9 protein-coding genes are annotated in these 15,478 nt (G+C 62.9%); 3 read left to right on the forward strand and 6 right to left on the reverse strand.

The features are described 5' to 3' along the window. The first annotated feature begins 3 nt into the window (after positions 1-3). The 3 genes from trpA (at position 4) to K6N12_RS10490 (ending at position 3,261) form a co-directional block, all read left to right on the forward strand. On the forward strand, positions 4-843 hold the full coding sequence (trpA, locus tag K6N12_RS10480) for a tryptophan synthase subunit alpha (protein ID WP_097625110.1): 840 nt from the start codon (positions 4-6) through the stop codon (positions 841-843). A gap of 132 nt (positions 844-975) precedes the next feature. Further along, positions 976-1,881: an acetyl-CoA carboxylase, carboxyltransferase subunit beta gene (accD, locus tag K6N12_RS10485; protein WP_097625111.1), complete on the forward strand. Its 906-nt coding sequence runs from the start codon at positions 976-978 to the stop codon at positions 1,879-1,881. A gap of 27 nt (positions 1,882-1,908) precedes the next feature. After that, entirely contained in the window at positions 1,909-3,261 is a 1,353-nt protein-coding gene (locus K6N12_RS10490) for a bifunctional folylpolyglutamate synthase/dihydrofolate synthase (protein ID WP_179867096.1), read from the forward strand. A gap of 75 nt (positions 3,262-3,336) precedes the next feature. Here the strand turns inward: K6N12_RS10490 and trxA are convergent, their stop codons facing one another. From trxA to K6N12_RS10520, 6 genes are all read right to left on the reverse strand, one after another. Continuing rightward, entirely contained in the window at positions 3,337-3,657 is a 321-nt protein-coding gene (trxA, locus tag K6N12_RS10495; RefSeq protein ID WP_003589503.1) for a thioredoxin, read from the reverse strand. A gap of 71 nt (positions 3,658-3,728) precedes the next feature. Then, entirely contained in the window at positions 3,729-7,280 is a 3,552-nt protein-coding gene (gene addA, locus K6N12_RS10500) for a double-strand break repair helicase AddA (RefSeq protein ID WP_097625113.1), read from the reverse strand. After that, the gene (gene addB / locus K6N12_RS10505) at positions 7,273-10,467 is read right to left on the reverse strand and encodes a double-strand break repair protein AddB (protein ID WP_222135131.1); all 3,195 of its coding nucleotides are present in this window, start codon (positions 10,465-10,467) and stop codon (positions 7,273-7,275) included. The genes addA and addB overlap by 8 nt, the downstream gene beginning before the upstream one ends. A gap of 3 nt (positions 10,468-10,470) precedes the next feature. Beyond that, complete coding sequence (locus tag K6N12_RS10510) at positions 10,471-11,202, reverse strand: nucleotidyltransferase family protein (protein WP_097625115.1); 732 nt, start codon at positions 11,200-11,202, stop codon at positions 10,471-10,473. Positions 11,203-11,215: 13 nt separating this feature from the next. After that, on the reverse strand, positions 11,216-12,727 hold the full coding sequence (gene tsaE / locus K6N12_RS10515) for a tRNA (adenosine(37)-N6)-threonylcarbamoyltransferase complex ATPase subunit type 1 TsaE (RefSeq protein ID WP_131710936.1): 1,512 nt from the start codon (positions 12,725-12,727) through the stop codon (positions 11,216-11,218). Continuing rightward, entirely contained in the window at positions 12,724-15,309 is a 2,586-nt protein-coding gene (locus K6N12_RS10520; RefSeq protein WP_131710937.1) for a PAS domain-containing sensor histidine kinase, read from the reverse strand. Before K6N12_RS10520 ends, tsaE begins: the two co-directional genes overlap by 4 nt. Positions 15,310-15,478: the final 169 nt, after the last annotated feature.

A 15,478-nucleotide genomic window follows, 5' to 3' on the forward strand; every position in this document is an offset into this window, starting at 1 on the left:
GACATGACCGCACGCATGGACAAACGCTTTGCCGAGCTGAAGGCCGAGGGCCGTCCGGCGCTTGTGACCTATTTCATGGGCGGCGATCCTGACTACGATACCTCTCTCGGCATCATGAAGGCGCTGCCGGAGGCGGGCTCCGACATAATCGAGCTCGGCATGCCCTTTTCCGATCCGATGGCCGACGGCCCGGCGATCCAGCTCGCCGGTCAGCGTGCGCTGAAAGGCGGCCAGACGCTGAAGAAGACGCTGCAGCTGGCGGCCGATTTCCGCAAGACCAACGACGCCACGCCGATCGTGATGATGGGCTACTACAATCCGATCTATATTTACGGCGTCGAGAAATTCCTCGACGATGCGATTGCTGCCGGCATTGACGGCCTGATCGTCGTCGATCTGCCGCCTGAAATGGACGACGAACTCTGCATCCCGGCGATCCGCAAAGGCATCAATTTCATCCGCCTGGCGACGCCGACGACGGATGAGAAGCGCCTGCCGAAGGTTTTGAAGAATACCTCCGGCTTCGTCTACTACGTCTCGATGAACGGCATCACCGGTTCGGCGCTGCCGGATCCATCGCTGGTTTCGGGCGCGGTCGAACGCATCAAGCAGCACACCCAACTGCCCGTCTGCGTCGGCTTCGGCGTCAAGACGGCGGAACATGCTAAGGTCATCGGCGGTTTGGCCGATGGCGTCGTCGTCGGCACCGCCATCGTCAATCAGGTCGCGACCAGCCTGACGAGTGACGGCAAGGCAACGGCGGACACGGTTCAGGCTGTTGCCACGCTGGTGCGCGGCCTTTCCACGGGAACACGTTCGGCGCGCCTTGTTGCTGCCGAATAGTTTTCCCACATTGGCGTCAAAGCATGTCGCACAGCGGTTTGGCGGCAACGACATGCGGGAACACAAAGACCGAAAGCGTGGCAAGCGATCTGAAAGATCGTGACGGGCTTTAGTCAATCAGGAGTACTCGAGTTGAACTGGATCACCAACTACGTTCGCCCGCGGATCAATTCCATGCTGGGCCGTCGCGAAGTGCCGGAGAACCTCTGGATCAAGTGCCCGGAAACCGGCGAGATGGTCTTCCACAAGGATCTGGAAGGCAACAAATGGGTCATTCCGGCCTCCGGCTATCACATGAAGATGCCGGCCAAGGCCCGCTTGGCCGATCTGTTCGACAATGGCGAATATGAATCGCTGCCGCAGCCGAAGGTCGCCCAGGACCCGCTGAAGTTCCGCGATTCGAAGAAATATAGCGATCGCCTGCGCGACAGCCGCCTGAAGACCGAACAGGAGGATACCATCCTCGCCGGGCTCGGGAAGGTGCAGGGACTGAAGCTCGTGGCGGTCGTGCACGAATTCAACTTTATCGGCGGTTCGCTCGGCATGGCTGCCGGCGAGGCCATCGTCAAGGCTTTCGAGCGTGCGACGTCTGAAAAGTGCCCGCTGGTGATGTTCCCCGCCTCCGGCGGCGCGCGCATGCAGGAAGGCATCCTGTCGCTGATGCAGCTGCCGCGCACGACGGTTGCCGTCGACCTGCTGAAGGAATCCGGTCAGCCTTATATCGTCGTGCTGACCAATCCGACCACAGGCGGCGTCACGGCCTCCTATGCCATGCTCGGCGATATTCATCTGGCTGAGCCGGGCGCCGAAATCGGCTTTGCCGGCAAGCGCGTCATCGAGCAGACCTTGCGCGAAAAACTGCCCGAAGGCTTCCAGACCTCCGAATATCTGCTGGAGCATGGTATGGTCGATATGGTCGTCAAACGTCACGATATCCCGGAAACGCTGGCGCGCGTCCTGAAGATTCTGACGAAGAAGCCGGTGTCAGCGGCGAATGACATGAATAGCGGTACGATCGCCCTGGCGGCGAGCGCCTGATAACCGATAAGCAGGCGGGGTGCCGAATTGATACCCAGAGGCCAAACCGCGGTGAGTGAGGCAGCACAGGAGATCGACAAGCTCATGGGATTGCATCCCAAGGGTTTTGATCTGTCTCTCGATCGCATCACCCGTCTTCTCGATGTGCTCGGCAATCCGCACCGAAAACTGCCGCCGGTGATCCATGTCGCCGGCACCAACGGCAAGGGGTCGGTCACCGCCTTCTGCCGCGCTCTGCTCGAAGCCGGCGGCTACAGCGCTCATGTTCACACCTCGCCGCATCTCGTCAATTGGCACGAGCGTTATCGCATCGGTGTGGCGGGCGGGCGCGGGCAGCTTGTCGATGACGCCGTCTTTGCCGAGGCCCTGCGCCGGGTGGCCGATGCCAATGCCGGACAGCACATTACCGTCTTCGAAATCCTGACGGCGGTCACCTTCATCCTATTTTCCGAACAGCCGGCCGATGCCGCGATCATCGAAGTCGGTCTCGGCGGCCGGTTCGATGCCACCAATGTCATTTCCGATCCGGCGGTTTCGGTGATCATGCCGATCTCGCTGGATCACCAGCCCTATCTCGGCGATAGGGTCGAATTGATCGCCGCCGAAAAGGCCGGCATCATGAAGCCGGGGCTTCCCGTCGTCATCGGCCACCAGGAATACGACGCCGCACTCGACGTGCTGATGTCGACGGCCGAACGGCTGCATTGCCCGAGCGCCGTCTTCGGGCAGGATTTCATGGCGCATGAGGAATATGGCCGGCTCGTCTATCAGGACGAATTCGGTCTTGCCGACCTGCCCCTGCCGCGCCTTCCCGGCCGCCATCAATATGCCAATGCCGCCGCCGCCATTCGCGCCGTCAAGGCGGCGGGTTTTACCGTCACCGAGACGATGATGGAAAAGGCGATGAATTCCGTCGAATGGCCGGGCCGGCTGCAGCGCCTGGGCGAAGGCCGGCTGCTGGCGCATGCGCCCGCCGGCGCCGAGATCTGGATCGATGGCGGGCACAATCCTGGTGCCGGCGAAGTGATCGCCGAAGCCATGGCCAATTTCGAAGAGCGCCAGTCGCGGCCGCTTTTCCTGATTATCGGCATGATCAACACCAAGGACCCGGTCGGCTATTTCAAGGCCTTTGCCGGCTTGGTCGAGAAGGTTTTCTGCGTGCCGATCCGCAACAGCGATGCGATGATCGACCCGGTGATCTTGTCGAACGCCGCCTATGATGCCGGCCTGGTTGCCGAACCGATGTCGACCGTCGGCGATGCGCTGGAAGCCATAAAAGCCGTCCTCGATCCGGAGGGTCTACCCCCGCGCATCCTCGTCGGCGGCTCTCTCTATCTCGTCGGCGATGTGCTTTGCGACAACGGCACGCCGCCGAAGTGATGGGCGAAATGAAGAATACGAAATGAAAAAAGCCCGGTCGAGCCGGGCTTTTTCGTTAATGTGAACTGGGCGATATCAGGCGGCGCTGGAAATCCAGTTCGAAAGCGCGGTCTTCGCTTTGGCGCCGACAGAAATATCGGCGACTTCGCCGCCCTTGAAAATTGCCAGGGTCGGAATGGAGCGCACACCGAACTGTGCGGCGAGTTCCGGGTTCTCATCGATATTCAGCTTGGCGACCTTGACCTTGCCTTCCATCTCGACGGAGATTTCTTCAAGGCTTGGCGCAATCATCTTGCACGGGCCGCACCATTCAGCCCAGAAATCGACGACGACGGGCTCTGCGGATTCCAGAACTTCCGACTGGAAATTGTTGATATCGACTTTCACGGTAGCCATGGGCTGCTCCTTTACCTCGGGTGTTGAACCACATGTGATGGTGCGGTGCCGAATTTTCAATGTCCGGTATTTCACTTTGTCTTGACCGCTGCAAGCGCCAAACCGAGCGCCTTTTCGCTCAGCGTATAAAGCGAGGCGTTCTCGGTGTAGACAAGCATGCACTCGATTGGCTTGCCGGGATAGAGCGGCGCCAGGATCTCGCGATAGATCGCCAGCTGCGCCCGGTGCGCGAAGGGAATAGCCGCCTCCGTCGCCGGCGGCACCCGATTGGTCTTGTAATCGAGGATGACGACACGATCGGCAAAGACGGCGAGCCGGTCGATGCGGCCGGAGACGGCATAGCGCCTGTCCTCAAGAGTCAATGTTCCCATGATCGAGACCTCGGGCTGTGCCTCGTCACCGAGGACGGCCTGCAAACCCTCTTCGTCCAATAGTTTCAGAACCGAATCGACCAGCTTGCGCCGTTCGGCTTCCGGCCAGAACCGCGCCGCCCGTTCGGCATAGCGGCCTGCGGCATCAGCTCGTTCAGCAGGCGGGATTTCGGGAAGCGCCTGCAGCATGCGATGGATCAGCCGACCCTTCTCCAGAGACCGATCGCTGCGCTCCTTCTCGCCGAACAGTGGCGAAACGACGAGCAAACCGCCCTCGTCTTCGTCGATGATCGTACCGGCGCCGGAGGGGCTGAGCGGCCGGGGCAGCTCGGCCTGCGGCGGCAATGGCCGCAACAGGCCGTCCGGCAGGCTCTCCTCGCTGTTGCGCTCCTGGCTGCGGTCGATGCGCTCGAAGCTTCGCTCCACCCGCGGCACACGCCATTCGATACCCGGCCATTGGCCATCGGGACTGGAGAATGTCGTCGCCTCGACATGCGGATGGTCGTCGCGCAGTGCCGTCGAAATCATCATATGCCAGGTGTCGTTGTTGAGACGCACGCCGCGATAGCCGCAGACGACCAGCCGGTCGGCGGCACGCGTCATGGCGACGTAGAGCAATCGGCGGTACTCTTCCTCCGCCAGCATCTGGATACGGACGGCGTCGTTCTGGGTCAGCGAATTGGCGAGATCGGAGACGGGAACCCAGACGGGCATCGGCGGTTCGTCGGCATCGGTCTCGATCAGGCGAAGTTTCGGCAGATGGGTATGGGTGAAGGCCTTCGAACCGCCGTCGACCAGGAAGACGATAGGTGCCTCGAGACCCTTGGAGGCATGCACGGTCATGATCCGCACCTCGTTGCGCCCCTTGTCCTGCTCGCGCTTGACCACCGGGGCTTCGAGCTCCAGCGTCGAGATGAAGGATTGCAGCCCGGGAAGGCCGGAGCTCTCATGGTCGATGGTGAAAGTCAGGAATTCGTCGAGGATATCGCTGACCTCGGTGCCGAGCCTGGCAAGGAATTGCCGCCGCCCGCCATGGCTGCCCAGCACACGCGCATAGAAATCATGAACCGACAGGCTTCTGGATTGGCGAAGGAACAGCTCCAGCCTCTCCACGGCCGCGCGGAAACGCTCGGTGCCGTCGGCGGCGAAGCGTTTGAGATGGTGCCAGACGCTCTCATTGTCACCGCGTAGCGCGGCGATAGCAAAGATGTCGTCCTCGGAAAGATCGAAAAGCGGGCTCTTGAGCACGGCGGCGAGCGAAAGATCGTCCTCCGGCAGCAGCAGGAAACGACCGAGCGCCAGCAGATCCTGCACGGCGATATGGCTGGTCAGCACCAGCCTGTCAGCGCCGGCGACCGGAATGTCGCCGCGGCGTTTCAAGGCGCGTGTCAAGGCATTGACGAAGGCGTCGCGCTTGCGCACCAGCACCAGGATGTCGCCGGCTTCGATCAGGCGCTCTTTGCCTTTGTCGACAATCGTCTCGCGGCCGACAAGCGTGCCGATCGAATGGGCGATCCGTCGTGCCAGGATTGCGGCCGGCGCGCTTTCCGGCGTTGCGTCGAAGGGCGCCGTCCAGTCCTCTTCCTTGACCACCGCCTCGGGCGCGACCATTTCCCAAAGATCCACGGCGCCGGGATGTCCGATGCGGCTGGAGCGATGCACGACCGGTTCGCCGAGCGCGCTGAGGCCGCGCGAATTGTCGGGTTCCCTGAATATGTGGTCGACGGCTTCGAGCACATCCGCGGTCGAGCGGAAGGAAAGCGGCAGCCGCACAGAGGAAAAGTTTTGCCCGCTGTCGGAGACGCGCCGTCGCGTCCGGTCGCTTTCCTCGGAAAAACGCTCAGGCCGCGCGCCTTGAAAGGAATAGATCGACTGTTTCTCGTCGCCGACGGCAAAGAGCGTGCGCACGATCGGACGGGCGCTTTCGCCGGAGAAGAAATCCTCGGCGAGCGACTGGATGACGCTCCACTGGATCGGGCTGGTATCCTGCGCTTCGTCGACGAGGATATGATCGATGCCGCGATCGAGCTTGTAATGGATCCAGGGACCGACGCCGCTTTTCGTCAGCAGGTCGGCGGTGCGGGTGATCAGATCCTCGAAATCGAGTTGGCTGCGCTGCTTCTTCAGCTCCTCATAGTCGTGATTGAGCCGCTCTGCCAGCACCAGCGCGGCATGCGTCGCGCCATGCATCCGTATCAGTTTCAGCCGGTCGCGGCTTGCAGCGACATGGGCGCGGGCAGCAGCAATGGCGCCCGCCAGCTGCGGCGCTTCGGCAAGCATCGCCTTGACCGTGAATTGCGAATCCGCCTTCGGCTCGCCCTTCACCGTCAGAAAGATTTTCTCGAGAAACTCGGCGCGTTTTGCGTCGTCACGTTCCCGCCCGGCAAGCCTGAGACCATAGGCAACTTCCTGTGCCTTCGCGCCGCCCCTCTGATCGGCAAGCGACAGATAAAGCTCCAGCATACCGCCGGAAAGCTCCGGCAACGGCCAATATTGCGCCGCGATCCGGCTCTCCGTGTCATCGGGGGCAAGACCAAGTCTTTCGCGCAAAACCACCTCGATGCCGCCCCGCCGTTCGGCCGTTGCCGTGAAACGACGGATGGCGTTGCGGTTGGCGACGATGTCGCCGAGCAGATTTTCCAGGCCGGATTCGTCGCCGAGATCGAGCACATAGGCGAATGCCTCGGCAAGGGCGCTGTCTCCCTCCGGCGCGGTCGCCGTCAGCAGTGCTCGGCGCGCATCGGACAGCAGCGCTTCCGCCGCGCGATCGTCGAGAACCGAGAAATGCCCGGCGACATTGGCCTCCAGCGGGAACTGATGCAGCAGCGCCTCGCAAAAAGCATGGATGGTCTGGATCTTCAGTCCACCCGGTGTCTCCAGCGCCTTCGCAAACAGCCGGCGGGCCTCGGCAAGCTTTATTCCGTCGGGAGCGGTCCCCTCGATCTGGGTAATCCGCCGGCTAAGGTCTTCATCGTCAAGCACCACCCAGTCCGCCAGCCGTTCGAAGACGCGGTTCGACATTTCGGAAGCGGCAGCCTTGGTATAGGTGAGGCATAAAATGGCGGAAGGCCGCGCACCGGCAAGCAAAAGCCGGATGACGCGCTGGGTCAGCACATGCGTCTTGCCGGAGCCGGCATTTGCCGAGACCCATGCCGAGCGCTCGGGATCGGAGGCGATCGCCTGCTGGATCGTCGTCCAGCCGATCCAGGCGCCCGGATCATCGTCATTGGGAAGCGCGGTCACGTCACTCATCACCGCCGCCTTCTTCGGTTTCTGCCGTCGACCATTCGGAAACGCGGGCGAGGTGATCATAATCGCCGCCGAAATCGAATTGCTGTGCCGGGATCAGCCGCGAGGTAAAGCCTTTCTCGCCGGACTGCAGCAAGCTCACGAACTTGACCAGCTGATCGATCGATTCTTCGGCGAGATCCATCGCCGATTTCGCCTTGTCGCTGCGCGCCGAACTTTCGTTGTTGACGGTGTCGACCTGAAAACGGCGTCCCGGCCGCAGGCGGACATAAAGCAGGTCCTGCGGCACGAGACTGCCGGCATCGCGGAAGGCACCGGCGCTCAGGGCCGCCGCTTCGAGCGCTAGCTGCGGATCGAGAAGCACCCGTGCCTGTGTCGGCGAGGGATTGTAGCCTGTCTTGTAGTCGATGATATCGGCGGCCTGCGGTCCGGTGACGTCGATCCGGTCGGCAACACCGTTGAGCCGGATATTGATCGCTTCCAGTTCGACGCCGCCCCGCACCTCCGTCAGCGTCTTGCGGATGCCGGGCCGCCGTCCGGCCTCCCAGTCGAGGAAGGCGCCGGCCACGGCGCGAAATCGCGGCCGCCACACCGCATCGATATGCGGCGGCAGCTGCTCCATGTCGAAGAGCTCGGAAAGAATGCGCTCCATCGCCGCTGCCGCATCCGGCGTGCCGGCGACATGTCCTTCGCGAATGAACCGGTCGATGATCGTGTGGTAGAGCGTGCCGCGTTCGGCCGCTCCCGGATCGCGGTTGAACGCATCGACGGGGTCGAGCCGCAGAATGCGGCGGGCATAGATGGCATAAGGGTCCCGGCGCAGCCGTCCGACTTCGCTGAAAGAGTAGGATGTCGGCTGCAGCGTCAGCGGCGGTTTCGGCGAAGGCCGCTGCGCCGGGGCCTGGGGCTCGCCCCGGTCGATCAGGCCGGCCCATTGGAGGAAGCGGTTGCCGCGTCCCTTCAATTCCGCTTCGAAGGCCTCTCCGGCAAGCGCCAGCAGCCGCTGCAGCCAGCGCGAGGCGACCGTTGGCGTCGAGCCCTGGCGTAGCGCGCGCGAATAGATCAGATGGCGCGTGCCGTTCGCCATCTCGAAGTCATGCGCCAGTTGACCGATGCGCCGTTCGGGCGGCTCAAGGCCGATCTCCGTCTTCATCATGCGCGGAATGAAGGGATTGTTGGCGGTCTGCCCCGGCCAGGTGCCCTCGTTCAGGCCGCCGAGGATCATCGTATCGACGCTCTGCAGGCGGGCTTCCAGCGTGCCAAAGATGAAGAGGCGGGGATGGCTGAGCGCCCGCGGCTTCACCGCATGACCGGCGGCAAGGGCTGCCATGATGTCGATCCATTGCGGTCCGCCGGCCTCCATCTGGCCGTTGGTGTCGATCACTTCACCGAGCAGGGCGGCAAGCGCATCGCCGGCTTCGCCCGACCAGAGATCGGCGAGATTGCCATGCGGATCGGCCGCCACCGCTTCAAGCGAGCGGCCGGTGCGCTCCGCCCATTCGGACAAGGTAAAACTGGCCGTCCTGCCGCGATCTTCCGGCCGGTGCCGCATCAAGGCCGAAGCCAGCGGCTCGGTCGCTTGTGTGACCCGGCGGGCAAGGTCGTAAGCGGCATCGGCGGCGTCCGGCGTAAGCGCTTTTCGCCATTGCGGCGGGTGCCTATCCTCAGCCTGTTCGGCAAGCTGATGGGTGAGCAGCGGCTCGAGTCTGCTGATATCCACCTCCGTCACGCCGCCGCGCAGTGCCAGCAGCTCGAGCGCCTCGGTGGCGGAAATCAATGTGGCGCGTTCAAGGCCGAAGCGGGCCAGCGGATGTTTGAGCAGCGAGACGATCGCCACCGGATCGCCCGGGCGCAATGCCGCCTCCAGCAGCAATTGCAGAAGCGTACCCTGCGGCGTGGCCGCAAGCGGAGTGCCGGCCGAATCGTCGGCGAGGATGCCGAAGCGGGAAAGCTCGGCCATCACCCGGCGAGCGAGATTGCGGTCCGGCGTGATGAGCGCCGCCCGGCTTTCGCCGTCCTGCCCCGGTCTTTCCAACGCCAACCGGAGCGCAATGGCAATCGCCGTCGCTTCCTCGCGTTCGTTCGCGGCTTCGATCAGCGAAACATCGGCGAAAGCTGAAGAAAACGCGCCCTCGGGCAGCTCGCTCTTCCAAGTGCCCCAATCGCTGGTCGCCTCCGCCGGTACGAGTGCCCGGGACAGGATTTCGGCGCGCCGGTCAAGATCGGCTTCCGGCCTGTCGAGGAGCCTGACGTCGGCGCGCGTGAGCTTCAGTCGCTTGAGCAGCGATGACAGGCCATATTGCGGGTGGCTGCGGCTTGCGGGATTAGCATGCTGGCCCGGGGAAAGCTCCGGCGCCACCATCTGCCAGTGCCTTTCAGGCATGGAAAGATCAAGGCCCGGAAGCACGATCACGCCTTCGGGCATATTGGCGACGGCGGCGATCAGATCGGCGGTGGCAGGAACGGAGCCCGTCGAACCGGCAATGATGATCGGTCCAGCGGGCTTCGTCGCCGAAAGCCTTTTTGCTTCGGCCCGGAGAATGGCGTTTCGGTGTCGCGCCGGTGAGGATTTTTCGAGCTCGGAAAGCCGCTCCGGCCAGAAGGCGCTGGCGATCTGCAGGAATTCCGCCGTCAGCTGCCACCAGGCGGCATAATCGCCGGTGTCGAGTTTCGACAGCTCCGACCAGTCGAGGTCTTCGGTTTCGATGGAATCGATCAGTTCCGCGAGGTTGCGGGCGAGCCAGATCGCATCCGCCGGGCTTGCCGGCGCAACGAGCGGCGAGTCCGAATGAATGTGGCGGACGATCTCCGGCAGTTTGTTGCGCCAGGCGAGAATGAGGCGCGCAAGCTCCAGCAGGCGGGCCGTATTCGACAGCGGCTGGGCGAGATCGATCGTTGCCGGCAGCGCCTCGTCGAAATAGCCGCTGTCGTCGTCGGTTTCGCCGAGGGGACGAATAACAGGCAGGATCGCCGAGCGGCCGCCGAGCAGATCGACGAATTCCGAGCGCAGCACACGCACGGCGCGCCGCGTCGGCAGGTAGATCGTTACCCTGGAAAGCGACAGCGGATCATCGGCCTCATGCCGGAACAGCGGCGTCAGCCGGCCGTCGCAAAGCCTCGTCGCCAGCGTTTTCAGGAAGGAGTGGCCCGCCGGGATCGTCAGAATGCGTGGCTGGTACCGCTCCGCCATATCTCACGCGAACGCCCGCAGCCGTCGGATCGTTTCCTCCGCCTCGCCGATTGCCTCCGGCGTTCCCACCGTCAGCCAGTGGCCCTCGAGCAGCATGCCGAAAAGCCGCCCGCGCGCGATCGCCTTGTCGAAATAAATATTGAGATTGAAGGCATCCTTTGGCGCATCGTCGAGCAGCGACGGGTTCATGACGATCGCGCCGGCATAGACGACGGGATTGGACGGATCGTCGCGATACCGCGCCAGCCGGCCGTCGGCCGCCATGCCGAAATCGTTCTTGCCGTTGTGACCCGTCGTATCCTCGATCCTCACACAGAGAAGCGCCATGTCCATGCGTTCGGCATCGAAGAATCCGGCTAAGCGCTGCAAGTTCGTCGGTCGCCCGAGCTGTTCGCCGATCCAGAAGAGATCGGCATTCATGACGAAAACGTTCTCGCGATCGAGCAGGTTCAAACCCTTCGCCAGCCCGCCGCCGGAATTCATCAGTGCTTCCCGCTCGTCTGAGATGATGATGTCGAGGCCGCGATAGGCCTCGAGATGGTCGAGCATCTGGCCGGCAAAGTGGTGAACGTTAACGACGGCCCGTTCGACGCCAGCCGCAACCAGCGAATCCAGCGCATAGTCGATCATCGGCTTGCCGTCGATTTTCACCAGCGGCTTCGGGATCGTGTCGGTGATCGGGCGCATACGGGTTCCAAGACCCGCGGCCAGTACCATGGCTTGTCTGATTGTCATCCTGATCCGGAACTTATGATTCGCTTTGGCCTATTCCAGCCCTTGCGCACCAATCACGCAAGGGGGCAAGCGCTTCGTGCTCGAATGCGACCTGGAGATAGGCGAGCGTTCGCGGCATATGCTTGAGATAGCCGGGCTTCCCGTCGCGCTGCAACAGCCGCACCCAAAGACCGGCGAGCTTGCAATTGCGCTGCGCAGACATGATCGCCCAGGCCTTCATGAATTCGGCTTCGTCAAAGCCGCCTTGGGCACGGCGAAGGGCGAGATAATCATCCATCAGCTGCCGGAAGAGCGCCGGTTTGATCGTGACCCGCGCATCTTGGACGATGGAAGCCAGATCATAGGCGGTCGGGCCGATCATTGCATCCTGGAAGTCGATGATGCCGATTTTGCCAATACCGCTTTTCTCATCGCGCCAGATAATGTTCGGCGAGTGGAAGTCGCGCAGCAGCAGGTTCTTCTCGGCTGTCGCGAGCTCGTCGATGAGCGCGTCCCAGATCGCCAGATACTCCGCCCGTTCGATATCGGTGGGAGGTGTGCCGCGCTTCCAGGCAATATGCCAATCGAGCACAAGCTGCACTTCCATCTTCATTGCCGTGCGGTCGAAGTCCGGAATGTGATGCGTGTGCGTTGCAGACACCGGGATATTCTGAGGGATCTGCATGGAATGAAGATGGGCAAGGCAGGCGACGCTTTGCCGGTAACGTTCGACGATCGGCTGCCCGTCGTCATCGAGCACGCCTTCGGTGCCGAGATCCTCGATCAGCAGGATACCCTGCTCATAATCGACCTGATAAATCTCCGGCGTTGCAAAACCGCGCTCGCGCAAGGCATCGGCAATCGCAACGAAAGGATAGGCGTTTTGTGCCAGATGCGCGACCTTGGGATAGGACTTGCCGTCATGGACCGGCGGTCCCTCGGGATGCGGGCGCCAATCCATCAGTATTTTTCGCGGGGCAGCGTCCAGATAGATCGCCTCATAGGCGCGCAGCGAAGCATCGCCGGTCAGGAAGCGGCGTTTGACAGTGGGAAAGCCGGCTTCGTCGAGGAAGGCACGGATCGCCAGGACCCTGCGGATGCGTGAGGCCTGCGGCTCTGCGGCTTTGATCGTTGCCCGGCGGCCGCTGCCGTCCTGGTCCAGCCTTAGTGCGATGCGATCGGCCGGCAGTTCGCCCTCAGCCATCTCGGGCCATTCGACGAGACAGATGCCGTTCTCCAGGGCCTCGTCGAATCCGAGCTCCGTCAATTCGGCCGGATCGCCGAGCCGGTAGAGATCGAAGTGCGAAACCGGAATGCGCAGATCGTAGGATTGCACCAGCGTAAAGGTCGGGCTTGGGACTTCGAGCCCCTCGTCATCGGCCATGGCGCGCAGGATCGCACGGGCGAGTGAGGATTTGCCCGCGCCGAGATCGCCGGAAAGAGCCAGGCAATCGCCGGCTTTCAGGGCGAGCGCCAGATCGTCGCCGAAGCGGATCGTTGCCGCTTCGTCCTTCAGAAAAACCGAGATCGTATCGCCGGTCGTCATTCGGCGGCAGCTGAATGCGGGATATCGACCGAGGGAATGCGGCAGACGACGGTCGTGCCCTTGCCCGGCTCGCTGTCGATCGTCACGTCGCCATGATGCAGGCTGACAAAGCTGTCGACGATCGAGAGGCCGAGGCCGGCACCGCCGCGTTTGCCGCTTTTCGCTCCGGTCGCAAAGCGGTCGAAGACGGTGGCGATCATATCGGGTGAGATGCCGGGGCCGCGATCGCTGACGGCGAAAACGAAATCCGTGCCTTCGCGATGGCATTCCAGGGAGATCGAGGTGCCCTCGGGAGAGAAATTCGCCGCGTTGGAAAGCAGCTTCAAAAGGATCTGCTTCAGCCGTTGCGGGTCGGCGACGATCGAACCGAGATAGGCCGGCGCGGTGATTTCGAGCGCGACGCCGCTTTCATGCAGGCGATCGGCGATCTGCATCGAGACGTCGTCGAGCAGGTCGTTGAGATCGATATCCGCATAGTTGAGCCGCATGATGCCGGCATCGACGGTCGCGAGGTCGAGAATGTCGTTGACGAGCGTCAAAAGAACCGAGGACGAGGTCGAGATATGGTCGATATATTCGGCCTGCCGTTCGTTCAGCGGCCCGACGCCCTGCGTCCGCAGCAGGTCGGTGAAGCCGATGATATTCGTCAGCGGCGAGCGCAGCTCGTAGGAGACGTGCTGGACGAAGTCGTTCTTCAGCTCGTCGGCCTTGCGCAGCGCTTCGTTCTTCTCGGTCAGCGCCCGTTCGGCCCGTACGCTGTCCGTCATGTTGACGAAAGTCAGCATGGTCTGGGCATTCGGCAGCGGGATGACCGCATAGTCGAGCACCAGGCCGGAGAACAGTTCCAGCGTTCCTTGGCCCGAGCGGCGTTCGTCGTCGAAGCTGGTGATCAGCTCGGCGAAGGTCTTCCAGCCGTCCGGCCGGTCATAGGACGGCGCACAGGCCTCGCCCAACGCGCGGATATGGGTGCCGGGCTTGGCTTCGGTTTCGGTGATCCCCCAGAGTGCGCGGAAAGCCGGGTTCGACAGGCGGATGCGTCCATCCGGGCCGAACACCGCCACACCTTCGGATAGATGGTCGATCGTTTCGCCCTGCACCTTGACCAGCGTGTTGTAGCGCGTTTCGAGATCGACCTGCTCGGTCAGATTTTCGAACACCCAGGTGGCGCCGCCCTGCGGATGGGCGGTCGCAAAGACGCGCAATGTCTGCCCGTTCGGCAGGTGCCAGAGATCGGATTGCGTGTCGAGCGCGCGGTAGACGGAAAGGGCTGCTTCCTTCCAGCTCTTCCAGTTGAGCTGGTCCGGCAGCTTCTTGGCTGCCCGCAGCCGCTCGAGCAGCTCGCTATTGTCCGGCCGGCCTTCCAGGAAGGCGATATCCAGCTCCCAGAGTGCGACGAAGGCCTGGTTGTAGAATTGCAGCCGGCGGTCGCCGTCGAAGATCGCGACCGGCGTGGCGAGATGGTCGAGCGTTTCGGCATGGCTCTTCAGCGTCCGTTCCAGCTCGGCGCGCACCGCCTCGATGTCGGACACATCGATTGCGATGCCGGCCGAGCCGCCGGGAAGCCTGACGTCGACGACGTCGAAGAAGGTGCGGTTGCCGTGCACCACCGTCGAGATCGTGTCGTGGAAGGGCGATTCCGGCGTCACCGTCGCGCGAATGCGTTCGCGCGCCACGGTCGTCAGCATCTCGCGGCCTTCATTGATCGCCTGCTGCGGCGAGCGCGCTTCGACGGCCTCGCCATAAGCCTGGTTGACCCAGGTGAGGCGGCCGGCGGGATCGCGCTGCCAAGCCGGCATGTCGATCGCGTCGAGCATGGTCTGGAAGGCCGAGATCGAGGTCATCAGCCGGTCGCGCTCGATCCTGAGCTCCGCAAGCTCGGCGCGCAGATTGTTGAGCGCCACAAAACGGACGAAGGCGCGGCCGCCGGAAACCCGGCCCTGTGCTTCGAGAATTTCATCGCGGATGGTTTCGACCACCATGTCGAAGCTCTGTGCCCCATCGCGCAGCCGGTCGATCGCCTTTTCCAGATCGGCGGCCGAGCGGGACTTCAGCCAGAGTCCGAAGGCCAGGAATTCGCCGTCCTGCGGGGCACCGGTCTCGGGCGGAAGCTGGCCGAGCAGTTCGGGACGGGCATTGCCGTCCCAGATGACGATCCGCCGGTTCTTGTCGGCGATCAGCGCCTGGTATTGCGAAATGCGCTGCTGGGCATCGGACAGCGCCGAGCGGATTTCCCGGCTCTCGCTTTCCAGATTGCCGCGCTGGCGCACCAGCCACAATGTCGAAAGCAGTGCTGCCGATATGACGCCGATGACGACGGAAACGCCGACGACCTGCGAGGATGTGAAAAGGTGAGCCGCGGCCGCCGCTTGCTGCTCCGTCTGGGCCAGAACTGGCCGCGCCAGCGCGGCAAGCGCCGTGCCAGCCGCGCAGGCTTTCAGAAAGCGCGCCAATGATCCATGCTCTTGCTTTGCGGCCTCGTGTGCCGTTGCATATTGCTGTTCTTGGCCCGCCATGAGCGGGCGGCGACCGGCGCGAACGCCATCATCCGCCTGACCCGGCAGGCTGTGTTTCAGTTCCGACATCCGCGGTATGTCTCCGTCCTTCAATGTGCCGCATTACGACAAGACATCCCATTTCCGGAGCGGCCGGACGGGGTCCGGCGCCACGAATCAAGTCTTAAAACAATACTTCGGATGGGAATCGGCGGGAAGAGAGCGCCCAAAAAATAAGCCGCGGCATTTGTCAATGCCG

This window comes from Rhizobium redzepovicii (assembly GCF_019793435.1).
Taxonomy (GTDB): Bacteria; Pseudomonadota; Alphaproteobacteria; order Rhizobiales; family Rhizobiaceae; genus Rhizobium; species Rhizobium redzepovicii.